Here is a 21,981-nt window from a genome sequence, read left to right as displayed (position 1 = left end):
CAACAAAAACGCATGTCCAGGCTAGGCCTGGTTCTCCCTGTCCACGAGACCCGTGGCCCCGTAGCGGCGGCGCAGGAGCGGCTTCTCGATCTTGCCGGTGGGGTTGCGCGGCACGTCCGCGAAGATGATCTTGCGCGGGCGCTTGTAGCGCGGAAGGCCCATGCAGAAGTCGTTGATGTAGTCCTCCCCCACCTTGCCGACGAACTCCGGCTTCAGCTGCACCACCGCGGCCGCGATCTCGCCCAGGCGCTCGTCCGGGAGGCCTATGACCGCGACGTCCTGGATGGCGTCGCAGCCGCTCATGAAGTCCTCGATCTGCACGGGGTACAGGTTCTCGCCGCCCGTGATGATGACGTCCTTCTTGCGGTCGACGAGCCAGTAGAACCCGTCCTCGTCCTGCCTGGCCATGTCGCCGGTGTGCAGCCACCCGTCCACGAGGGTCTCCGCGGTGGCGACGGGGTCCTTGTAGTAGCACTCCATCAGGCCGGGGCCCTTCACGCACAGCTCGCCCACGGTCCCCCGCTCCACGGCCTCGCCCTTCTCGTCCACGATCTTGCACTCCCAGCGGTAGCCGGGCACGCCGATGGCGCCGACGTGGTCGATGTTGTCCAGGCCCAGGTGCACGCAGCCGGGACCCGTGGACTCCGACAGGCCGTAGTTGGTGTCGTACTGGTGGTTGGGGAAGACCTCCTTCCAGCGGCGGATGAGACTCTTGGGCACGGGCTGCGCGCCAATGTGCATGAGGCGCCACTGGTCGAGGTGGTAGTCGGACAGCGTGACGGTGCCCTCCTCGATGGCGAGCAGGATGTCCTGCGCCCAGGGGACGAGCAGCCAGACTATGGTGCAGCGCTCGTCGGACACCGTCTTGAGGATGGTCTTGGGGCTCACGCCGCGCAGCAGCACGCCGCGTCCGCCGACGGAGAGCGAACCCAGCCAATGCATCATGGCGCCGGTGTGATACAGCGGCGGTATGCAGAGGAAGACGTCGTCGTGCGTGGTGTTGTGGTGCACGGCCTCCATCTGGGCGGCCTGGGTGAGGCTCTGGTGGTGGTGCAGGATGGCCTTGGGGAAGCCCGTGGTGCCAGAGCTGTAGTAGATCGCCGCATCCTCGTTTTCCGAAAGCGGGATCATGGGATCGGCGCTTGAGCAGAGCATGGCGAGCTCGCGGTAGCTCTCCGCCCACGTGGGGCAGTCGTCGCCCACGTAGAACAGCAGCCTGCCGCGCTGAATCTGCGGCACGATCTGCTCCACGCGGCCAATGAACTCCGGGCCAAAGACCAGGATGTCCGCATCGGCCTTCTTTATGCAATACTCGATCTCGTCCGGGGCGTAGCGGAAGTTAAGCGGCACCACGGCGGCGCCCGTCTTGAGGATGCCAAAGTACAGCGGCAGCCACTCGATGCAGTTGTAGAGGAGAAGGGCCACCTTGTCGCCCTTGTGCACGCCTCGCGAAAGCAGCAGGTTCGCGAAGCGGTTGGCCTGCTCGTCGAACACCCGCCACGTCATCTCGCGACGGAACGGCTCGTCCTCCGTGTTCTCGACCAGGTCGTACTCGCGCCACGTGACGTGGCGGTTCTCGCGCACCTCGGGGTTGACCTCGACGAGGGCGGTCTGGGTGGGGTATGCGGCCGCGTTGTGACGCAGCATGTCGACGATGGTCAATCTGTCCTCCTTGGCGAGCGTGGACTGGGCCGCACTAGGCCCGCATGGCGATGGCGCCGGCGCGCCACCCCAACAGTCTAGACGTTGTGCGGCGCCTGACGTGCGCGATTGGGCGCGCGATGCGCATCGTGCGTATGGTGCTTCGGAGGTTGGCGGCCGGCGTCGCGGGCGCATAGCTTATCTACTTGTTTATCTACCACTTATTCAAGTGAATAAGTGATTGAATAAGCTGCTATATAAGTGGGCCGCAGGGGCTTGCTACGCCTCGAACTTGTCCACCATGCCGTCGCTCGACGCGCGCAGCCGTGCGATGGCCTGGGGAATCTGGTCGATGTCGTACGGCGTCATCTGGTACACCCAGTTGAGCCAGTTGCGATACAGCAGGTTGGCGTGGGCGCGCCACGTGAAGAGCGGCTGCTGCTCGGGGTCGTCGTCCGGGAAGTAGTTCTCGGGAATCTTGATGGGCAGCCCCTTCTTGAAGTCGCGCCAGAACTCGTTGCTAAGGGTGTCGCGCCCGTACTCGAAGTGGCCCGTCACGTATATCTCGTGGAAGTCGCGCGTGGCAAGAAGCGCCGGGCCCGTCTTGAAGCTTTCCGACAGAACGTGGAGCTCGGGATGCTTCGCGAGCTCGTTGGTGTCGATCGCGGCGTGACGCGAGTGAGGCATGTTGTGGACCTCGTCGAAGCCGTTCGTGAGGAAGCTGTACTCGTCGCACAGGCGCTGCGGAAAGACGCCAAACAGCTTGCTTCCCAGCTGCTTCTTGGGGATGCCATACAGGTGCCAGAGCCCGGCGAGTGCGCCCCAGCACAGGAACATGGTCGAAAGCACGTGCTCCTGGCTCCAGTCGATGATGCGGCAGAGCTCGTCCCAGTAGTCGACCTCGTCAAACGGCATCTGCTCCACGGGCGCGCCCGTGATGATGAGGCCATCGTAGTTGTTGGACTTGAGCTCGTCGAACGTCTGGTAGAACTTGACCAGGTGGTCCTCGGACGTGTTCTTGGACTCGTGGCTCGACACGCGCATGAAGTCGCAGCTCACCTGCAGCGGGGACTTTGAGATCAGGCGCAGGATCTGGGTCTCGGTCTCGATCTTGGTGGGCATCAGGTTCAGAATCGCCACGGAAAGCGGGCGAATCTGCTGCTCGGTAGCGGCCTCCTCCTCGAGCGCGAAGATGCGCTCCTGGTGCAGGATCTTCTTGGCGGGAAGGCCGTCTGGGATGTTGATGGGCATGTTCTTCTCCAAAGTAAAGCAGTTGCAAGACCGAGCCACGCGCACGACGGCGCAAAGGATGTCGACCCGGTCCCTGGTCAGGCGGCCCGCCCCGGCTCCGTCACGCAGTGGGGCCCACCTTGCGTGACGCTAGCGCATTCGAAACGCCGTGCCAGCCGACAACGCCTTCGCTTTTTCGAGCATACCGAACTCTCCCTCTCTGCCCGCGACCGCGCGCCGCGGGGCGCCTACTACCTTAGCAACTTTCCGGACCGGCGGGTGCGCGATTTGTGCGCCGGGGTCACCCCCGCGCGCAGGCGCACTCCAGGCCGCTCACGATTGCCCGCCGCATGAGCGCGACAGGCATGCTGGGCGTTTCCCCCGGCAGGCAGCGCGCCTGCTCCGGCGAATACGGCACGTGCACAAAGCCCGCCCGCACCGAGGGCCGGGACTCCGCGAGCGCATGAAGCACCGAGAAGAGCACGGCGTTGCAGACGTAGGCACCCGCGGTGTACGAGACGGCCGCAGGCACGCCAGCGTCGACCATTGCCTGCGCCATCGCGCGAACGGGCAGCGTCGAGAAGCGCGCGTCCGGCGCGTCCTCCAGGAGGCGCGCGCCCCGCGGCTGGGCACCGTCGTTATCGGGGATGCGCGCGTCCGCGTAGTTTATGCCCACGAGCTCCGGCGTCACCTTGGCGCGGCCGCCCGCCTGCCCCAGGCAGAGCACGATGGAGGGGTCCTCGCGCCGGATCGCCGCGAGGACGGCGGCCGGGGCGCGACCAAACGACACGGGAATCCGCTCGCAGACCACGGCGCGCCCGCCTATGGCCGAGGGTAGCGTGCTCGCCACCTCCCACGAGGGATTTGTCTGCTCCCCGCCGAAGGGCTCGAAGCCCGTGACCAGGATCTTCTCCATGCATGTCACCTCTCTTGCGCAGAAGCGTCCGGACGGGCAAAAGCCCGTGACAAACGCGCGTGTCAACCCCCTGCGGCGCCACAAGTGCGGTGCCAGAAGCAGTGTACCTATGGAACGGGATGGCGCGCGGCGGCATTCGCGGGGGGGGCGAGTCGCGGCGGCGAGGGGGCGTCCCCGTGCATAAGCGAAGCGCGGCGCACGCCTGACCTGCGCATATTGTGTGCGCACGCGCTGCCGCGCGCGCATGTTCGTGCAAGATTCGCCCAGTTGGTGGATACTAGGGTGCATGAACAAGTCATTTGCCGAGCTCGGGCTAGACGAGCACATCCTCCGGGGTATCGACGCCCTGGGCTTCACCACACCAACACCCGTGCAGGAGCAGGCGATTCCGCTGGTTCTTGCCGGCCGCGACGTCATTGCGTCCGCGCAGACGGGCACGGGCAAGACGGCGGCGTTCGCGCTGCCGATCCTGCAGCTCATCGAGCCGTACTCTCGTGAAGCGCGCAGGGAGCAGGAGCGCCTTGCGAACGAGGACGCGGCGGACGCTGGAAACGCGGCGGACGGCCCCGACGTGCTTGCGGACGACGCGCCCGATGGCAGCGCCTCCGTCTCTGCCAAGGTGGACGCGGACGGCAACATCCGCCCCGTCCGCCGGCCGCGTCGTCGCCACCACAAGGCGGCGGCCAAGCCCGAAGCCGCGTCGCAGGACGGCGCGCGCGATGCGGACGGCGCGCGCGAGCTAGGCGCAGGCAAGCCAAAGGCGTGCGCGGGACGCGGCGCGAAGTCGCCCGCCGGCCGCAAGGCGACGGAGGACCGCAAGCCCCGGGACGACCGCAAGGCGGACGGCCACGGGCGCCGCCGCTCGCGCAAGCGCGGCCGCAAGGGCGGCGCAAACCTCGCGCCAAACCCCAACGCGCACCCGTTTGGTCCGTTCGCGCTGGTGGTCACCCCCACGCGCGAGCTTGCGCAGCAGATAGAGGACGTCGTCTCCGTCGTGTGCGAGCAGACGGGCCAGACGGCCGTCGTCGTGATGGGCGGCACGAAGCTCGACCGCCAGATCCGCAGGCTCGAGGCCGGCTGCGACCTTCTGGTCGCCACGCCCGGGCGTCTGCTCGACCTCATGGAGCACGGCCACCTGAGCCTTGCCGACGTGAAGGTCCTCGTGCTGGACGAGGCGGACCGCATGCTCGACATGGGCTTCTGGCCCAGCGTCAGGCGCATCGTCGCCGCACTGCCCCGCGAGCGGCAGACCCTGCTCTTCTCGGCCACGATCCCGCCCTCCATCAAGGGCACCGTGGACGCCATGCTCAAGGACCCGGCCACGGTCGAGATCGCGCGCGTGGGACAGACGGCCGACACGGTGGAGGAGCACCTGTGCCCCGTCACGCAGGGCCAGAAGCTGCAGCTGCTCGAGGCGCTGCTTAGGCGCTACTCGCCGGAGCGCGTGCTGGTGTTCTGCCGCACGAAGACCCGCGTGGACGAGGTTGCGCAGATGCTCCGCCGCGGCGGCTTCAAGTGCGACCTCATGCACTCCGGTCGCAACCAGGGCGAGCGCGAGCGGGCCCTTGCGCGCTTCCGCTCCGCGGAGGTGCAGGTGCTCGTAGCGACCGACGTCATGAGCCGCGGCATCGACATATCCGGGATCGACGCCGTGGTGAACTTCGACGTGCCCATGGACCCGGAGGACTACGTGCACCGCATCGGCCGCACGGGCCGTGCCGGGCACGAGGGCCTCGCGTTCACGTTCGTGGCGCCGGACGAGATCAGCCCCCTGCGCGAGATCGAGTACTTCACGAAGAAGCTCGTGCCCGTGTGGGACCTCGACGGCTTCGAGTACGATTCCGCGCGCATCGTCCCCAACCCCGGACGCGGTACGGCCAAGCCCACGCGCAGCCTGTTCAACGGCTCGCGCGCACGCGGCCGCGGCATCCAGGGCGGCCGCTACGGCCGTCACTACTAGGCGGCACTCCGCCCGCAGCACCGCTCGTCGCGCCGCCGCAGCCAGCATCCGCCGCGGCGGCGCGCTCCATAGCCACCCAACCACAGGAAGGCCCGTCACATGAGGCAGCTTCGCCCGTATCCCCAGGTAGTCGTCACGGCCAAGGCGGCCCGCTCGCTCAAGGGCGGCCACCCCTGGGTGTTTGAGGGAGAAGTGCTGCGCGTCGAGCCCGCGCCCTCGGACGGGCGCGACGTCGCCAACGGGGACGTGGTGGACGTGGTTGAGGAGAACGGCACCTACCAGGGAACCGGCCTCATCTCGCAGCAGAGCAAGATCCGCGTGCGCGTGGTGAGCAGAAACGCGAACGACCGCTTCGACGCGTCGTTCTGGCGGCGCAAGATCGAGTGGGCGTGGGAGCACCGCAAGGTCGCCATGGGCTCGCTCGCGCTGCCCGGCTGCGAGCCGGACACCAACTGCTGCCGCGTGATCTTTAGCGAGGCGGACGGGTTCCCCGGGCTCATCGTTGACCGCTACGAGGACGTGCTGGTGTCGCAGGTGGGAACCGTGGGCATGCAGCTCTTGCGTCCCACCATCTACCCGCTGCTGGTGCAGGTGCTGCAGGCGGACGGCGTCGCCATCCGCGGCGTCTACGAGAGGAACGACTCCCCCGCCCGCACGAAGGAGGGCCTGCCGCTCCACAAGGGCTTCTACGACTTCGCGGCGCCCGGCGCCGTGGCAGAGGGGCTTGGCGTGCCACGGCTCGCCGTACCGGACAGCGCCCGCGTGCTCGCGCGCGAGAACGGCATCCTCTTCGACCTGGACATCGAGAACAGCCAGAAGACCGGGTTCTTCCTGGATCAGAAGTACAACCGTCGCGCCGTGCGCAACATCGCGGCCGGCAGGCGCGTGCTCGACTGCTTCTGCCACGTAGGCCCGTTCGGCCTGAACGCGGCGGCCGGCGGTGCGCAGTTCGTGCGCTGCGTGGACGTAAGCCAGACCGCCATCGACCTCGCACGCCAGAACGCCCGGGCAAACAACCTGGAGCTTGCGCCCGACGGCAGCGAGCGCATGGGGTTCACCTGCGCAAACGTGCTCGAGTACCTGCCGCGCCTACGCCAGGACCGACAGGCGCTGCGCCAAGAGGGCGGCCCGTTCGACCTCATCGTGCTCGACCCGCCCGCGTTCACCAAGAGCCGCTCGACCGTGCGCAACGCAAGCCACGGCTACCGGGAGATCAACTACGAGGCCATGCGCCTGCTGCCGCGCGGCGGCTACCTAGCCACGTGCAGCTGCAGCCACTTCATGACACGCGACCTTCTGGCCAAGGCGATCGCCGAGGCCGCCCACCAGGCAAACGTGCAGCTCAAGCAGGTTGAGGAGCGCCAGCAGGCGCCGGACCACCCCATCCTGTGGGGCGTGCCGCAGACGCACTACCTCGACTTCTTCATCTTCCAAATCGTGTAGGAACTCACCTACGCCTACCCCTGCCGCGCCGCCCGCCCGCGCAGTACCACTGCCTCCGGGTGAACCTCAAGATGCGCACCTGGCACAACCCCGACCTCGTCACCGCGGTGTTCGGGCTCATGCCCATCAGCATTTCCTACCTTACGCGACCGGTGGCCTCTCTCCCTACACGTGGGTCAAGGTCGTTCTCGCGCTCGCTTGGCCCGTCCTGAACTACTGAATCGCCTTCCTCTCGCCCCTCTACCGGTGGATGGGCGAGAAGTCAGACCGCTACGGCTTCTCCCCCGACGAGGTAATGAAGTTCGAGCGCTACATGCAGGGAAAACGCTCCAGAAAGAGCGCACCTTAGCCACGCCCGCCAAGAGAGGGACCCGGTCCCACTTGAGTGGGACCGGGTCCTGTCAGCTCGCTGCGAGGACTACGAACCGTCCTTGGCGACTATCCCCTGTGACTGCGACGACGCCTGTAGGTGAGACCAGTCGCGACCATGCCAAGGCCGACGATGGCGGCGACCATCGGAGCGGTCGCGCTGTAGGGATCGCCCGTCTTGGGCATGGCAGCACTCTTGGGAGTCTCCTTCTTTGCCGGGGTGGCCGGGGTGGTGGCTGCCGGCTTGGCGGGCTCGGGCGTTGCGGGCGCCTCGGTCACCTTGAGGGTGCCGATCTTCTCGCTCGTGACCTTGTAGTTGCCCTCGAGCGCCGTGCCGTCCCACACGATCTGGTACGTGTTATCGGAGGTACCGGGCTCGGTCTGGCTACCGGTGAGTCGCAGCGTGGCCGTCTCGTCGCCGACAAGGCCCTCGAGCTTGCCACCCGCGGTGAGCGGCTGGCCGTCGTAGGTCTTGCTGGCGGAGTCCGTGGTGACGGTCAGCGGGGCCGGCGTCAGCGTAAGGGTGCCGTTCACGATGGCGATGTTGGTGAACCAGGCGGTGACGTCCTGGTCGCCCCTCATGATGTGAACGCTCTCAGCATCGATCACGTTCTCGCTCGTGCCGGCGTTGGTCTGCGAACCGCTGACGGTCGCAGTGACGGTGAAGAGTTCGGGGTCGACCTCCTCCATCGTGACGTCGTAGCCGCCCTCGGTGAGCGGGGTGCCGTCGTACACGCGCTCCGCGCTCTTGGCGCTGATGGTGACCAGGGCGCCGGTCGGGGTCACCGTGAGCTTGCCGAGGTCATAGTTGACCTCGTAGTCGGTCGGGAGCGCGGTGCCGTCCCAGACGACCTCGGCGGTGTTGGGGACACCCTTCTCGTTGACGTCGGTGAGCGTGCCCGTCACGTTGATGGTGAGGGTCTCGCCGTTGACGGCGTCATGAGTGGCTCCATCGGTCTTGGTGAGCGGGGCGCCGTCGTACTCCTTGGTGGCGTCGAGCGTCTTGACCGTGAGCGTCGCCGGCTTGATCTGGTAGATCCTGGTGACGGTACCGGTGTAGTTGCCGGTACCCTTGACCGTGATGACGATGTCCTTGCCAGTCACGTGGGTGGTCTCGCCAACGTAGGCGAGGGTGTAGTCACCGGTGGACTCGGGCGCGAGGACGCTGCCGGACGTGAGCACGTTGCCGTTGCGCGCATCGGTGACTGTCACGGGCTGGAGCTGGGACAGACCGTTGTACGTCACGTCGGTGGGATAGCTCACGACGAAGTCGGTGGTGGAGATGTCGGCAGGGGTGATGACCAGCTTGCCAGGCGCGAACTTGGGAACGTAGTTCTCGGTCACGTCGTTGCCGTTCTCGTCCAGGACCTTCATGCCGGTCCTGTCGAAGGTGCCGTCATAGGTCTTGGCGTCGGTACCGGCGGCGGAGTAGGTCAGGCCGGTGACCTTGTGGCCCTTGAGCAGGCCGTCGTAGGTGATGCCGGTAACGCTCTTCGGCGTCCCGTCGTAGACGTAGGACCCGGACTCGCCGGTGATGGTGAGCGGGATGCTGGCGTGCTCGATTGTGAGCGTGCCGTCCGCCACCTCGACGTTGACCTTCTCGTAGTTGGGGCTGGTGGCGACGAAGTCGCTCGGCTTGAGGTTCATTTGGTAGGTGCCAACCAGAGTGCCCTTCGCCTCTGCCGTGCTGCCCTTCGCGAGGTCGACGGTGATGGTCTTGTCGACCTCGTCCGCGTTGCTCGTGTAGCCGTCAACCGACTGTTCGGTTCCGTCGTAGGTGACCTTCTTCGAGTTGCCCGTCACCTTGATGGTGACAGAAGCGGCCTTTGTCACGGTGAGCGTGCCCAGCTTGGTGGTAATCACGTAGTTGGAGGCCTTCGTGCCCTCGTTGAGTTTGTAGGTGAATCTGTTGTAGCTGCTGCCCGCCTCGGTCTGCTGGCCGGTGAACTCGTAGGTGGCGCCGTCGCCCGCGACGAAGCCCTCCTCGCCCTCAGGCACGGTGCTGGTTACCTCGACCTCGTGCAGCTCGTGCGCCTTCTGGTCGTACGTCCAGATTCCACTCTTGGAAGTAATGGTTATCTGGCGCGGCCTGACCGTGAGCGTGCCGCCGGTGGTGACAATTGCGCCATCGGCAAAGTAGGTGCTCACGTCGTGGCCGGCGGCGTCGGTCACCTTGTAGCTCTCGACCTTGTTCGCGGAAGTGCCCGCGTCGGTCTGGATGCCGGCCACGGTGGCGGTGACGGTGAGCGCGTCGGGCTTGCCCGTCACGTCGTACGCATCGCTCTCGAGCGGCGTTCCGTCGTACACCTTGCTGTCGCTGGCAGCGGTGATGCCGAGCTTCGTGGTGCGCTTGGTCACCTTGAGGGTTCCCACGTTCTCCACGACGTTGTAGTTCTGCTGGAGCGCCGTGTAGGAGATGGCGTCAAGCCCGAGGGGGCTGACGGCGGTACCCCACGTGATCCTGTAGCCGTTGGGGGTGCTGCCCGGGATGGTCTGGGAGCCGGTGACTTCGAAGCCGATCGTCTCGCCGTTCACGAGGCCGGAGTAGCTTCCGCCCGCGGTCAGCGCCGTGCCGTCGTACTCCTTCTGCGCGGAATCCGTGGTCACGGTCAGGGTCGCCTTCGTGATGAGGTAAGTGAGGTCATGCGTGTCGTCGGTGGTCACGGTTCCGGTGTAGTTGCCCTTGCCGGTGACGGTGATAGTGACGCCCTTGTCAGTGACGTTGATTGTGTCGCCGGTGTAGCTGAGGTCGTAGTCGACGCCCTCCTGCAGGTCCTCGCCAGTCACCGCGTCATGAACGGTGATGGGCTGCCTCTGCGTCTTCCCGTTGTAGACGGTGTCCTTGGGCTCGGAGACCGTGAAGCGGTTGGAGTTCGTGATGTTAGCTTGACCGATGGTCAGCTGGCCAGGGGTGGTCGTGACACTGTAGTTCTGCGTCTGGTCCACGCCGGAGGCGTCCGCGATCGTCGCGCTGCCCGTGAACGCACCGGGGTAGGTGCCAGCGTCGGTGCCGGATGCCTTGTACTGCAGGCCGCTCAGCGTATGGCCGTCGAGAAGGCCGGTCACCGTGGTGCCCGTGAGCTCGTGCGGCTTGCCGTCATACGTTATCCTTGCGGACTCGCCCTTCACCTCGACGGCGAAGCTCGCCTTGGTGATCGTCAGCTTGCCATCCGTGACCTCGACCTTGAGGTTGCTGTAGTTGCTGCTCGTCGCAGAGAAGTCATCTGCAGTGAGGCCCATGGGGTACTCGCCCACGTTGGTGCCCTTCGCCTCCGCCTTGTGTCCGTCCTTGAGGCTGACGGTGATGCTCGGATCGATGGGGTCGGTCGCAGACTTGCTCCAGCCGGTGGTGGACCAGCCGGTCACGGTCTGCTCGCTGCCCGTGTATACCTTTTCGGCCGTGCTGCCGGCAACGTAGATGGTGACCTCGGAGGCGTCCGGGGCGACGGTCAGCTTGCCCGGCTCGAGCGTCACGTTGTAGTTAGACTCCTTGGCCGCGCTCCTCTCCCAATCCACGGCGAAGGTGTTGGGGACGGACCCGGCATCCTTGATGGAGGCCGTGACGTTGGTCGCGATGGTCTCGCCCTTTACCGGCTCGTCGGAGCCGGGCTTCACCGTCACGGTGTGGTCGGAATGCGTCTGCCCGTCGTATGTCCAGCCCTGCGTCGCGGAGACGAGCGTGACGTTGCGCTTCTCCACCGTGAGCGTGCCGTCGGTGGTCTTCACGTTGGTGAAGTTGCCCGTCACGTCGGTCCCGTCCTTGAGGGAGATCTTGTAGCTGGCAATCTTGTTCGCGGTGCTGCCGGCATTCTTGATGCCGCTGCCGCCAGCCATCGTAACGGACACGTCGAACAGGCTCGCGTCGAAGTCCGAGGTCGCCTTGGCGTACGTGTGCGCGGTACCGTCGTAGGTCCAGGTCTTGCTCCCGGCCGCGATGGTGTGCTCGACGTCGCTCTTGGTGACTTCGAGGGTGCCCACGCTCTCCTCGAGCGCGTAGTTGGACCTCCTGGCGGTGTACTCGTTGCCGTCGCCGGCCCACGTGAGCTTGTAGGTGTTCTTGGAGGTGCCGACCTCCGTCTGAGTGCCGGTCACCTTGAGGCCGACGGTCTCGTTGTTAACAAGGCCGGTTACCGTACCATCGGCGGTCAGGGCCGTGCCATCGTACGCCTTGGAGGCGTCCTTCGTAGTAACCGTAAGCTTGGCAGGCTCAATGGTGAGCCCGCCGTTCTCCACCGTCACGCTCACCTTGTACTTGCCCTGGCTCTCGCCGCCGAGCTCGTACTTGATGTCCTGCAGGTAGGTGTCAGCGTCGGTTCCGGAGACGGAATCGCCGGTCACGCTCAGCGTCAGGCCATCGGGCAGCTGCGACTGCGCCTTGCCATCCACGGTGATGGTCGTCGTGTAGCCAGAGAGCTGCTGCTCGACCCCGGTGTAGGCCCTGGAGTCGGAGTTGCCCTTGATGACAACCTTCACCACGGCGCGCCTTGCCCACTGGGCGTACAGCGTGTTCGCGCTCAGGTTGTCGATTCCGATCGTGTCGCCGGACGCCACGGCAATGCCGGAGCCATTGGCTGCGGTGTTCCAGCCCGTGAAGTAGTAGTCGTCAGGAGCGGAGAAGCCCACGCCCTCAAGACTCGAAGCCTTGAGCGAACCAGCCTTGCTGCCCGTGGTCCCGCCGCCGTAGTTGTTCTCGACATCCTCGAGGACCGTCTTGGTAGCCGCCGTCATGCCGGCATCCGCCGGATAGTTGGCATCGTAGGTGAGCGAGGCGGTCTTGGGCTTCTCGCCCCACTGCGCGTACAGCGTCACATTGTGGTTCGCGTCCGTGTATTCGGAGATGCGCAGCTTGGTCCCGACTCCCACGGAGGTGCCGGAGCCATCCTGGGCGGTGTTCCACCCCAGGAAGACCTTGCCCTCAGGGGCCGTGAGGCCGTCGGCGGACAGCACGCGGGCGTCCGCGTACAGGTCATACTTGGTGGGGTCCGTCACGGAACCGGTGCCGCCGTTGGCGTCGTAGACGACGGAGTAGACGTCGGTGGTGATCCAGAACGGGTAGAGCTCGACGTCGCTCTGCACGAGCGTGTCGAAGTTGTACATGACGAACCGCCCGTCCTGGTAGGTCGCCCAACCGGCCCACTCGGCGCCGGCAGGAAGGGTGATGGTGCCCTTGGACGCGTTGCCGGAGAAGACGGTCTTGCTGTCGGAGGTCACGACGCTGGGCAGGTCCTCGGCAGAAATGGTGGTCCCATAGTCAATGTCGGAGCTGGTTACGTCCGTGCCGCCCGTATTCATGGAGAGGTGCGCGGTGACCTTCTTGGTGGGAGGCGCCCACTTGGCGTACAGCGTGAGGCCGGCCGCGGGCATGGTCTCGGTCGAGAAGTCGAACGCCTGCGTGCAGGCGCTGTCCTTGTACCAGCCCTGGAACTCGTACGCGGAGTCGACGCCGTCCGGCCGGGCAGGCGTGTAGCTCGCATAGCTCGCAAGGGAGCCCCCGTACCTCACGCTCTCCTCGCGCGAGGTGGTGTTGTAGTTATAGAAGGACAGCGTATAGGAGTTGCGGCTGTAGCGAACCTGCAGGTTGCCCGTAATGGATACCGAATCGCCGGCAGTCACCGGATGCCACCTACCGATGCCGATCCGGTAGGAGCTGATGGTGAACCCGTTGTACTTGTTGGTGAAGTACCACGTGCCGTCGGAACTCTCCGTGGAGTTGGTCGCCATCGACGGCCAGGAGCCGTCCACGTTCTGCTTGTAGTGGCTTATGGTGTATTGTCCCCCCTGCGGTTTCTTGCCACGAAGGACGAGCGTGGCGTTGGCATCCAGAAAGGCATCCAGGAAGGTCACTTGCGTATCTTCGTCGTCGTACCAGTCGTACTCGGTCGGCCACGTGTAATTGTTCTGCGCGAGCGTCTGCCCGTACAGACCGGTCATGGTCTTGTAGGTCTTTCCGTCAACGCGGTACCGAATCGTGCGCATCTCGCGGTCGTAGTACACGTTCACGACGGTGGTACCGTCACCCTTGACCGTCACGTTCTTGTCCGTGAGGCTGGTGTTGAGCGAGAAGCCCGTCCAGCTCTTGTTCTTGTCGGCACTCGACGGACTGACGCTATCGCCCGTGGTGGCGTTGCGCGTTGCGGCCTCGGCGAAGTCCCAGGTCTTCTTCGCGTCGGTGGCGTCCTTGGAATCGTTCACCGACTGCTTCCAGATGACCACCGTGTAGGTGGTCTTGGCAGGGGCCCACACGGCGTAGAGCGTGGTCGCCTCGGTAATCTTGGTGTCCCAGTCCCAGTTGGCCGTGGTGGCATCTTCCTTGGTGGTCCACCCTTCGAAGGTGTAGCCCTTGCGGGTCGGGTCCGTGGGCTTGCTCACGGTCGTGCCCTTGATGGCGAACTCGGGCGCCACGTACGTGCCACCCTGCGAGTCGAACGTCACGTAGTTGCCACCCTCGATGTGGGGCCAGAGGGTCACGTCCGCGGAGTCGTCGCTCTCGAAGGTGTATGACTCGATCTTCGCGCTGGCGTCCTGGGAGTCCGCCGCCTCCTTGGAGGTGTACCAGCCGGTGACGCCCTTGGTGGAGGGCAGGGGGATGGTGACGTCAGAGACGCTCACCGTCTCGCCGGTGCCGCAGGTGCGCGTGGTGCTCACGCGTCCCTGGTCATCCATGAAGCTGACGGTGTGCGACACCTCGAACACGGGGTACACGGCAACGGTCCCGCTCGCGGGGACCTTCACAGTCGTGGACGCCGTGCCCACGGGCAGGAAGTCCGCGCTCGTGCCGTCCTTGGTGAGGGTCCAGCCCAGGAACTTGTGCCCGGTGAGCGACGGGGAGTCCGGCGCGTAGACGGTCTCGCCGTCCTTGACCTTCTGCTCGTTCATCACCTTGCCATCGGCACCGTAGAACTGGTAGGTCGCGACGGCGGGCTCGTTCTCGCCGGTCACGATATAGATGGAGAAGTGCGTGGCGCTGACCGTCGGGTTGGCGGAGACGTCCCCCGCAATCTTGGTGGGCTCCGCGCCGACGGAGTCCATGTGGTACACGTCGACCTTGTCGCCGGTCACGCCGGTGTTGGAGAAGCTCACCTCCACGGCGCCGTTGGGCTGGATCTGATTTCCGTCGGCATCCAGGAGTTTGACGTCGATCGCCTTGAGGGACTCGACCTCGCGACCGGCCGCCTCGGCCGCGTCGGACACGGCGTCGCGGACGGAGTCGGGACTTACCTCGCTGGCGGTGAGCTGCACGCCCTTGGGCAGGACGCCCTGCGCCGCGTGCACGGTTACCTGCGTGGCTCCCGCATTGGCCGTGAGCGTGACCTCCGGATACGCCTCGTCGGCGGCGTCTGCCTGGCCGGACGCGTCCGCGGAGTCAGTGGCGGCAGTCTGCTCGGTCGTCGCCGCGGACGTCTCCGTGGTGGTCGTCTCCGTCGGTTGCGCCTGCACGGTGGGCTGCTCGGCCTGCGCGCTCGCGTCCGTGGCCGTCGTCTGCTGCTGCGTCTCAGTTGCAGCCGGAGCCGACTGCGCGGGCTCCGCCACAGTCGCCCCCTCCTGCACGGTGCCCTCGGACTCCGTGGTCGCCGCATCGGTCTCCGGCTCGACGGCGGTAGCCGCTGCAGACTCCTGCAGTTCGTCCGCCGCCTCGGCCAGCGCCGAGACGGGCACCGTCGAGGTGACCATCGAGACAGAAAGCAGGATGGAGAGCGCAAGCCTCCATCCTCCACCCTCTGAGCGCTTGAAGTAATGCCCTCTTCTGCCAGACATGAGACCGCCCTCCCAAACTGTCGCCGAACGAGTGCGAACGACGAATACTTCAGCCTAGGTTCACTTTTACACGGTCTCGAACAGCCACGTATGCGCCATCCGATAATTTTCGGTAAGCGCATGCATATTTAATGGAGATTGCTGAAAGACAGACCATGCCAGCGCATTTCTGGCATCAGTTTGCAGCAACCCAAAGTCTTGGGACTTGTCACGCGCGACCTGGCGCTACTCCTCGAAGTCCTCCGCAAGCACGCTCGTAAGAATGTTGATGTCCAGGTTGCCGCCGCTGATCACCAGGGCAACGTTCTTGCCGCCCACGCGCTCCGGGAACTCGCGCACCGCGGCCACCACCATGGCGCTCCCCGCCTCGACGGAGAGCTGCTCGCGCTCGATCATGAACTTGAACGCGGAGCGGATGCTCTTCTCGCTCACCACCACGATGTCGTCTATCAGGCTCGGCAGCATGTCGAAGGCGATCTCGCCGATGCCGCCCACGATGGCCTCGCACACCGTGTCGCCCTCCGTGGGGAAGCGGCTGTAACACACGCCGTCGCGGATGGAGTCCACCATCGCGGGGCAGGCCTCCGTCTGTACGCCCACGATGCGCACGTTGGGGTTGACGGACTTCGCGGCCACGGCGATGCCCGTGCACAGCCCGCCGCCGCCAATGGGCACCACGATCGTGTCGACGTCCGGGTTCTGCTCCATGATTTCGAGGCCGATGGTGCCCTGGCCCGCATACACGCGCGTGTCGTGCTCAAACGGGTCTACATAGAACATCTCTGCTCGGTCGATGTAGTTGATGCCAAGCGTCAGGGCGTCGTCGTAGTCCGCGCCCAGCATCATCGAGCGCGCACCATAGAACCGGATGCGGTCCGTCTTCGCGTGCGGCGTGCCCAGCGGCACCACCACGGAGCAGTCCGGAATGCCCAGCACGTGGGCCGCGATGGCCACCGCCACGCCGTGGTTTCCCGTCGAGACCGTGCCCACGCCGTGGCGCTTCTCGTAGTCAGACAGCTGCGAGATGGTGTTCAGCGCGCCGCGAATCTTGAAGCTCTTGCCCAGCTGCTGGCTCTCGAGCTTGAACTGGTAGTTGCGGTCCGCGTAGTCAAGGTAGATGGACTGCTCAAGTGGCGTCACGCGCGCCCACGGGCTGATCCTCTCGCGCGCCTCGCGAACATCCTGCGCATCGAACCACTCTTTCATCCATACCCCTTCGTCGCATGCACAAAGATAAAAGAAAGATAGCGGATATCCGAGAAGAACGAAACCTCTCGTACCGCGGAATGCGTCTATTGTTCGCCAATGGACGCATCGTGGCCCGCGTCGCCGGCATCCGAACGGCGCGCGGCGGCCTTGCGGGCGGCGCGCTTCGCGCGGAAGAACTCGCGCAGCACCGCCGCGCACTCCCCCTGCAGCACGCCGGGCGTCACCCGGAACTCGTGGTTCAGCCGCGCGTCGTGGCTCACGTCGTAAAGCGTCCCCAGCGCGCCGCCCTTTGGGTCCGGCGCGCCGTACACGCAGCGGTCCACGCGCGCGTTCACCATGAGCCCGGCGCACATGAGGCACGGCTCCAGCGTCACGTACACGGTGCAGCCCGTCAGGCGCCAGCGCCCCAGTGCGCGCGACGCGTCCACCATCGCCCTGAACTCGGCGTGCGCGGAGGGGTCCTCGTCCAGCTCGCGTCGGTTGTGGGCGCGCGCCACCACGCGCCCGTCGCACACGACGACCGCGCCAATGGGCACCTCGTCCTCCGCGGCAGCCGCGCGCGCCTCGTCAAGCGCCAGCCGCATGAAGCCCTCGTCCGGGGTAGCGGCCTCTGCCGCGGGAGTCGCGTCCCTCTTGTCCACCACCGCATCCTCGCTTACGTTTTCTAACTTTATGCGTTAGGATATATCCACTTGACCACGGAGGGATGGCAGAGTGGTTGAATGCAGCGGTCTTGAAAACCGCCGTGCGGGTTCCCGTACCGAGGGTTCGAATCCCTCTCCCTCCGCCATTGCCACGCCGCCCGGCTCCGCCGGGCTCTTGAGTCGGGGCGCCGTCCACATCGGACGACGCCCCGACTTGTCTTGCATATGCCTTGCGCCACTCAGGCGCAGTGCCAACTCCCGCCTAGGCGAGAAGGGCCTTGACGGTCTGCTCGAGGTCGGCTGCGGTCAGCTTGAACTCCTTCTGCAGCCAGTCCATGGTACCAACCTGGCCGAAGCTCTCGACGACGCCGTGGCGCTTGAACGGCACGGACACGCCGGCCTCCATAAGCGCGGACGCGCATGCGTCGCCCAGGCCGCCAATGACACCGTGGTTCTCGAACGTGACGACTGCCCTCTTGCCGGCGGCCTCGCTCAGGAGCAGGTCGACGTCGAGCGGCTTCACGCAGAACATGTCGACGACCTCGGTGGAGATGCCCTGCTCGTCCAGGGACTTCGCGGCCTCCATCGCGTCCTTCAGCAGCTGTCCCTGCGAGATGACGAGCACGTCGGAGCCCTGCTTGATGACGTTGCCCTTGCCGAGCTCGAACGTCGAGCCCTCCGCGTACACCTTGTACGACGCCTTGCGGCCGGCACGCACGTAGTTGATGCCGGGGGTCTTCGCGAACTCGCGAACGATCCAGGCCATCTGGACGGGGTCCGCCGCGTCGCACACGACGGCTCCGGGGATGGTGCGCATGAGCGCCATGTCCTCCCAGGTGGTGTGGGTGCCGCCGTTTGCGCCCACCGTGAAGCCGGGGTCGGAGCCCCAGATGTTGATGGTGTTGTGCGCATAGCCGCCGGACAGGTAGACCTGGTCGAAGGCGCGACGCGTCGCGAACGGGCCAAAGGTGTGCACGAAGGGAATCAGGCCCTCGGAGCTCATGCCCGCCGCGGTGCCCATCATGTCCTGCTCGGAGATGCCCATCTCGACGAAGTGGCCGGGGCACTCCTTCTGGATCTTGAGCGTGCCGGAGGCGCCGCCGAGGTCGGCCTCGAGCATGTACACCCTATCGTCGTTCTTGATGACATCGATGAGGGTGTTGTTGAAGGCGTCGCGATACGGGGTGCCTGCGGCGCCGAAGTCCTCTGCGAGCTTGAACATTACGCCTCACCCCCTTCGATCTCCTCGTTGAGCCTCTTGATCGCCTCGTCGGTCGCGGCGTTGATCTCGTCGTTGTTCCACTTCATGGAGTGGTTGGACTCGGTGTTCTCGAAGTACGGGATGCCCGCGCCTTTCACGGTGTCGAGGACGATGCAGTTGGCGGACTTCTTGTTCTGCTTCGCCTCGGTGATGGCCGCGTCCACGGCGACGATGTCCTGGCCATCGACCTTCTGGGTGTTGAAGCCGAACGCGCGCATCTTCTCGGCGATGTCGAACGGGTTCATGACGTCCTTCGTCCAGCCGTCGAGCTGGCGCTTGTTGTCATCGATGAACACGATGAGATTGTGCAGCTTGTTCGCCGCGGCAAACTGGAAGGACTCCCAGCACTGGCCCTCGTTGAGCTCGCCGTCGCCCACGAACAGGTACGTGTAGACGTCGGAGCCCTTCTTGTCGAGCGCAAGCGCGATGCCCACGGCCTCGGAGGTGCCCTGGCCAAGCGAGCCCGTGGTCGCGTCGATGCCCGGGGTCTTCAGTCGGTCGGTGTGGGACGGGAGCCTCGTGCCGCCGTCGTTCAGGGTGTACAGCCACTCGGTCGGGAAGAAGCCGACCTCGGCGAGGGTGGAGTACGCCACAGGGCCGGCGTGGCCCTTCGACAGGACGATGCGGTCGCGCTCCTCCCACTTCGGGTTCTTGGGATCGTACTTCATCTGCTTGCCATAGAGGACCGCGTAGGCCTCGACCAGCGAGAGGGACCCGCCGACGTGGCCGTAGCCGCGGTGCTGGAGCATCGCGACAACGTCGCGGCGCACCTTGGCCGCAAGCAGCTTGATGTCGTTGTACTGCTTTTCTTCCACTTTCACTCCTTTTGCTCTTCTCACAAAGCGGCCAGGCGCCCTGGGTGCCTGGCCTTGAAAGCGCCGCTATCCGAGGTGGGCCTTCAGCTTCTCCTCGAGCTCGTTCTTGTCGAGGATGTTCTTGAGGACGATCTTCTTGTCGTCGGGAACGTTGTTGACGAAGTCGGCCAGGTCGCCGCCAACGACGAACAGGTCCGCGGCGCCCTCGTGGATGTCGGAAATCGTGGAGTGGTCAACCTCGATCTCGGGATGGCCGAGCTTCTTGACGACCTCCTCGGTGTTCATGTGGACAATGAGGCTGGAGCCCAGACCAGATCCGCAGCAGCACAGAATCTTGTGGATAGCCATCTTGCATTCTCCTTTTTGAGAACCTTCGCCGCCCCTGTGGCAACGAAACGGATTTGAAACCTATCTTACCCATTGTGTCCCCGATGGCGAGCGGCTGCCGCCTGCCGCCATCGAGCCACCGCAAAGCGTGAAAAGGGGCCGGAGACCTGAGGTCCCCGGCCCCGGAAGCTCGCGAGAGCTAGAGACGCCTTGCCGAGCGCATCGGCAGACTACGCCTCCTTGGCCTCCTTCTTGGGAGCCACGAAGTTGTAGATGATCGGCAGCAGGTAGAGCACGACGCAGATGATCACCAGGACGGCGCCGCCGGCGAAGTGGACGAGGTTGCCGAACACGATGCCCAGCCAGGAGAAGTCGGCGTCAGAGAAGGTGGTTCCGGTGTAGCCGAGGTTCGTGAAGACGGGCATGCAGATGGCGGGAAGGAAGGTGATGAGCAGACCGTGTGCGAAGGCGCCGGCGATGCAGCCCTTCAGGCCACCCTCGGCGTTGCCGAAGACGCCTGCGGTAGCGCCGCAGAAGAAGTGGGGAACGACGCCGGGGAGGATGAGGGCAACGGGGATCGCGGCGTTCACGCCCACGAGGATGAGCAGGCCAACGATGCCGCCGACGAACGAGGACAGGAAGCCGATGATGACGGCGTTGGGAGCGTAGGTGAAGGCGACGGGGCAATCCAGGGCGGGCTTGGCGCCGGGGACGAGCTTGTCAGCGATGCCCTTGAAGGCGGGGACGATCTCGCCGATGATCAGGCGGACGCCGGACAGGATGATGTAGACGCCACCAGAGAAGGACAGGCCGGCGGTAATGCACCAGACGATCCAGTTCGTCGTGGTCTCCTGGTTGTAGTTCAGGAGGACGCCGAGGTGGGAGTAGGCCTCGTTCGTGGGGTCGACGTTGAGGATGCCACGGGCGACGGCAACGCCGGTCACGATGAGGAACAGGAAGAACATGGTGATGCCGATGGAGACGGTGGTGTCACGCAGGAAGATGAGGCGCTTGGAGAAGTTGATCTCCTCGGTGCTCTTGCGGTTGGGATCCTTGGCGAAGAGCTTGCCAATCACGCCCGCGAACCAGTAGCCGATGCCGCCGAAGTGACCAAGCGCGATCGCGTCGCCACCGGTCACCTTGCGATAGGTGACCTGGCAGTAGGCCGGGGACAGCACCATGATGAGGCCAAGGATGCTGCCGGCCGCAAGCCACAGCGCGGGACCGGTGAGGCCGCCTGCGCCGCCGAGGATGACGGTGAGCATGCAGGCCATGTACAGCGTGTGGTGGCCAGTCAGGAAGATGTACGGCATGCGGGAGAAGCGCGCGAGGACGATGTTGAGCACCATGCCGCAGGCCATGACGATGGCGGAGTCGGAGCCAAAGTTCTTCAGTGCGTCAGCGACGACCGCCTCGTTGTTGGGAACGACGCCCTGCATGTTGAAGGCGTAGTTGAAGACCTGGCCAAAGGCCAGCAGCGAATCGGACTGCAGGAACGAAGAGCCTGCACCAAGGACCAGGAAGCCAACGATGGTCTTGATGGTACCCTTGAGCACGTCCTCCGCAGGCTTGCCCTGAAGGACAAGACCCAGAAGGGCGAGCAGGCCGACAAGAATTGCCGGCGTAGACAGAATGTTGACAATAAACCCAAGTACTGCCATGATTCCCCCTTTTTAACTCGTACTTACTTACAGTTCCCTACACCAACTCCCAGCCGTCCTCGTTATGCAGCGGGGAAATTGACGAACAGGCTATAGACGTCGTCCGCAGTCTCGGCGGTAGCGACCTTCTCGATGTTCGCGGGGTCCGCGAACATGCTGGCCAGAATCCTCATGACGTCGATGTGCGAGTCAGAGTCCTCCGCGGCCAGGGTGACGAGCACGCGGCACGGCTCGCCCTTCTTGAACTCGACGCCCTTGCGGACGACGGTGACGGCGAGCTGCTTCTTGATCGCGCCCTGCTCGGGGCGGGCGTGCAGCAGCGCCAGGTCAGGGACCAGAACGAAGTAGGGACCAAGCTCCTTGGCATTCTGGATGATCCCGTCGATGTACTCGGGCTTCACATAGCCACCGTCGACGAGCGGCTGAACCGCCACGTGGACCGAGTCCTCCCAATCCTTGCAAGAGTCGACGATCTGAACGTTCTCGCGCTTGAGCATGTCTGACATAGTGAGCGCCATGTGAACTCCTTCGTTTCCGTGTGGATGAAATTTGAAGGCATCATAATTCCTCATTGGCCAATTTCGTTTCATCCTGCACGTTTCTTAGAACGTCCATATTCTATTCCAGGTTTTTCCAGATTTGCAACCTAGTTTTTCCAGTTTCTTCCGCTTGTTCCAAGTTTGTTCCAGTTTTAAGCTGTAAGTGTCGTCTTTATGTCTCTGGCGGGCGACACGCTACTATTCCTAAGGC

General features: G+C 65.0%; 13 protein-coding genes and 1 tRNA gene. 3 read left to right on the top strand and 11 right to left on the bottom strand.

Annotated features, from left to right (window positions below; genetic code table 11):
- Nucleotides 1-21: 21 nt before the first annotated feature.
- The 3 genes from ACTQWE_RS00700 to pcp form a co-directional block, all read right to left on the bottom strand.
- Nucleotides 22-1,662: a class I adenylate-forming enzyme family protein gene (locus ACTQWE_RS00700; protein WP_441855077.1), complete on the bottom strand. Its 1,641-nt coding sequence runs from the start codon at nucleotides 1,660-1,662 to the stop codon at nucleotides 22-24.
- 258 nt (nucleotides 1,663-1,920) lie between these two features.
- Entirely contained in the window at nucleotides 1,921-2,892 is a 972-nt protein-coding gene (locus ACTQWE_RS00695) for a homoserine O-succinyltransferase (RefSeq protein WP_170103872.1), read from the bottom strand.
- Nucleotides 2,893-3,172: 280 nt separating this feature from the next.
- A complete protein-coding gene (gene pcp, locus ACTQWE_RS00690; RefSeq protein ID WP_441855075.1) occupies nucleotides 3,173-3,787 on the bottom strand; it encodes a pyroglutamyl-peptidase I in 615 nt (204 codons plus the stop codon).
- A 286-nt stretch (nucleotides 3,788-4,073) separates the two neighbouring features.
- Between pcp and ACTQWE_RS00685 the strand changes: the two genes are divergently transcribed.
- Nucleotides 4,074-5,747, top strand: coding sequence for a DEAD/DEAH box helicase (locus ACTQWE_RS00685; protein WP_441855073.1), 1,674 nt, complete (start codon nucleotides 4,074-4,076; stop codon nucleotides 5,745-5,747).
- 99 nt (nucleotides 5,748-5,846) lie between these two features.
- On the top strand, nucleotides 5,847-7,190 hold the full coding sequence (locus ACTQWE_RS00680) for a class I SAM-dependent rRNA methyltransferase (protein WP_441855072.1): 1,344 nt from the start codon (nucleotides 5,847-5,849) through the stop codon (nucleotides 7,188-7,190).
- A gap of 438 nt (nucleotides 7,191-7,628) precedes the next feature.
- Here the strand turns inward: ACTQWE_RS00680 and ACTQWE_RS00675 are convergent, their stop codons facing one another.
- From ACTQWE_RS00675 to tadA, 3 genes are all read right to left on the bottom strand, one after another.
- Complete coding sequence (locus ACTQWE_RS00675) at nucleotides 7,629-15,314, bottom strand: InlB B-repeat-containing protein (protein ID WP_441855070.1); 7,686 nt, start codon at nucleotides 15,312-15,314, stop codon at nucleotides 7,629-7,631.
- A gap of 225 nt (nucleotides 15,315-15,539) precedes the next feature.
- Nucleotides 15,540-16,520, bottom strand: a complete 981-nt coding sequence (locus tag ACTQWE_RS00670; protein ID WP_441855068.1) for a threonine ammonia-lyase — start codon at nucleotides 16,518-16,520, stop codon at nucleotides 15,540-15,542.
- An 86-nt stretch (nucleotides 16,521-16,606) separates the two neighbouring features.
- Entirely contained in the window at nucleotides 16,607-17,164 is a 558-nt protein-coding gene (gene tadA / locus ACTQWE_RS00665) for a tRNA adenosine(34) deaminase TadA (protein WP_441855066.1), read from the bottom strand.
- A gap of 59 nt (nucleotides 17,165-17,223) precedes the next feature.
- Here tadA and ACTQWE_RS00660 point away from each other — a divergent pair.
- Nucleotides 17,224-17,313, top strand: a tRNA-Ser gene (locus tag ACTQWE_RS00660).
- A gap of 116 nt (nucleotides 17,314-17,429) precedes the next feature.
- Here the strand turns inward: ACTQWE_RS00660 and ACTQWE_RS00655 are convergent.
- The 5 genes from ACTQWE_RS00655 to ACTQWE_RS00635 form a co-directional block, all read right to left on the bottom strand.
- On the bottom strand, nucleotides 17,430-18,389 hold the full coding sequence (locus ACTQWE_RS00655) for a transketolase family protein (protein ID WP_441855065.1): 960 nt from the start codon (nucleotides 18,387-18,389) through the stop codon (nucleotides 17,430-17,432).
- On the bottom strand, nucleotides 18,389-19,243 hold the full coding sequence (locus tag ACTQWE_RS00650) for a transketolase (protein WP_328804332.1): 855 nt from the start codon (nucleotides 19,241-19,243) through the stop codon (nucleotides 18,389-18,391). Before ACTQWE_RS00650 ends, ACTQWE_RS00655 begins: the two co-directional genes overlap by 1 nt.
- 66 nt (nucleotides 19,244-19,309) lie before the next feature.
- Nucleotides 19,310-19,591 carry a PTS sugar transporter subunit IIB gene (locus tag ACTQWE_RS00645; RefSeq protein WP_170103865.1) on the bottom strand — a complete coding sequence of 94 codons (282 nt, stop codon included), beginning with the start codon at nucleotides 19,589-19,591 and terminating at the stop codon, nucleotides 19,310-19,312.
- Between the two features lie 209 nt (nucleotides 19,592-19,800).
- A complete protein-coding gene (locus tag ACTQWE_RS00640; RefSeq protein ID WP_441855063.1) occupies nucleotides 19,801-21,231 on the bottom strand; it encodes a PTS ascorbate transporter subunit IIC in 1,431 nt (476 codons plus the stop codon).
- 62 nt (nucleotides 21,232-21,293) lie between these two features.
- Nucleotides 21,294-21,749: a PTS sugar transporter subunit IIA gene (locus ACTQWE_RS00635; protein WP_229769713.1), complete on the bottom strand. Its 456-nt coding sequence runs from the start codon at nucleotides 21,747-21,749 to the stop codon at nucleotides 21,294-21,296.
- Between the last annotated feature and the right edge of the window lie 232 nt (nucleotides 21,750-21,981).

The organism is Parafannyhessea sp. LCP19S3_B1, from assembly GCF_052121955.1.
Lineage (GTDB): Bacteria > Actinomycetota > Coriobacteriia > Coriobacteriales > Atopobiaceae > Parafannyhessea.
This window is presented reverse-complemented; position numbering and strand designations above follow the sequence as displayed.

What these genes read in the sequence shown, in the direction of transcription:
- ACTQWE_RS00695 (WP_170103872.1), bottom strand. Translation starts at nt 2,892, where the DNA reads ATGCCCATCAACATCCCAGACGGCCTTCCCGCCAAGAAGATCCTGCAC.
- ACTQWE_RS00635 (WP_229769713.1), bottom strand. Translation starts at nt 21,749, where the DNA reads ATGGCGCTCACTATGTCAGACATGCTCAAGCGCGAGAACGTTCAGATC.
- ACTQWE_RS00680 (WP_441855072.1), top strand. Translation starts at nt 5,847, where the DNA reads ATGAGGCAGCTTCGCCCGTATCCCCAGGTAGTCGTCACGGCCAAGGCG.
- ACTQWE_RS00640 (WP_441855063.1), bottom strand. Translation starts at nt 21,231, where the DNA reads ATGGCAGTACTTGGGTTTATTGTCAACATTCTGTCTACGCCGGCAATT.
- ACTQWE_RS00670 (WP_441855068.1), bottom strand. Translation starts at nt 16,520, where the DNA reads ATGAAAGAGTGGTTCGATGCGCAGGATGTTCGCGAGGCGCGCGAGAGG.
- ACTQWE_RS00645 (WP_170103865.1), bottom strand. Translation starts at nt 19,591, where the DNA reads ATGGCTATCCACAAGATTCTGTGCTGCTGCGGATCTGGTCTGGGCTCC.
- ACTQWE_RS00655 (WP_441855065.1), bottom strand. Translation starts at nt 18,389, where the DNA reads ATGTTCAAGCTCGCAGAGGACTTCGGCGCCGCAGGCACCCCGTATCGC.
- ACTQWE_RS00675 (WP_441855070.1), bottom strand. Translation starts at nt 15,314, where the DNA reads ATGTCTGGCAGAAGAGGGCATTACTTCAAGCGCTCAGAGGGTGGAGGA.
- ACTQWE_RS00685 (WP_441855073.1), top strand. Translation starts at nt 4,074, where the DNA reads ATGAACAAGTCATTTGCCGAGCTCGGGCTAGACGAGCACATCCTCCGG.
- pcp (WP_441855075.1), bottom strand. Translation starts at nt 3,787, where the DNA reads ATGGAGAAGATCCTGGTCACGGGCTTCGAGCCCTTCGGCGGGGAGCAG.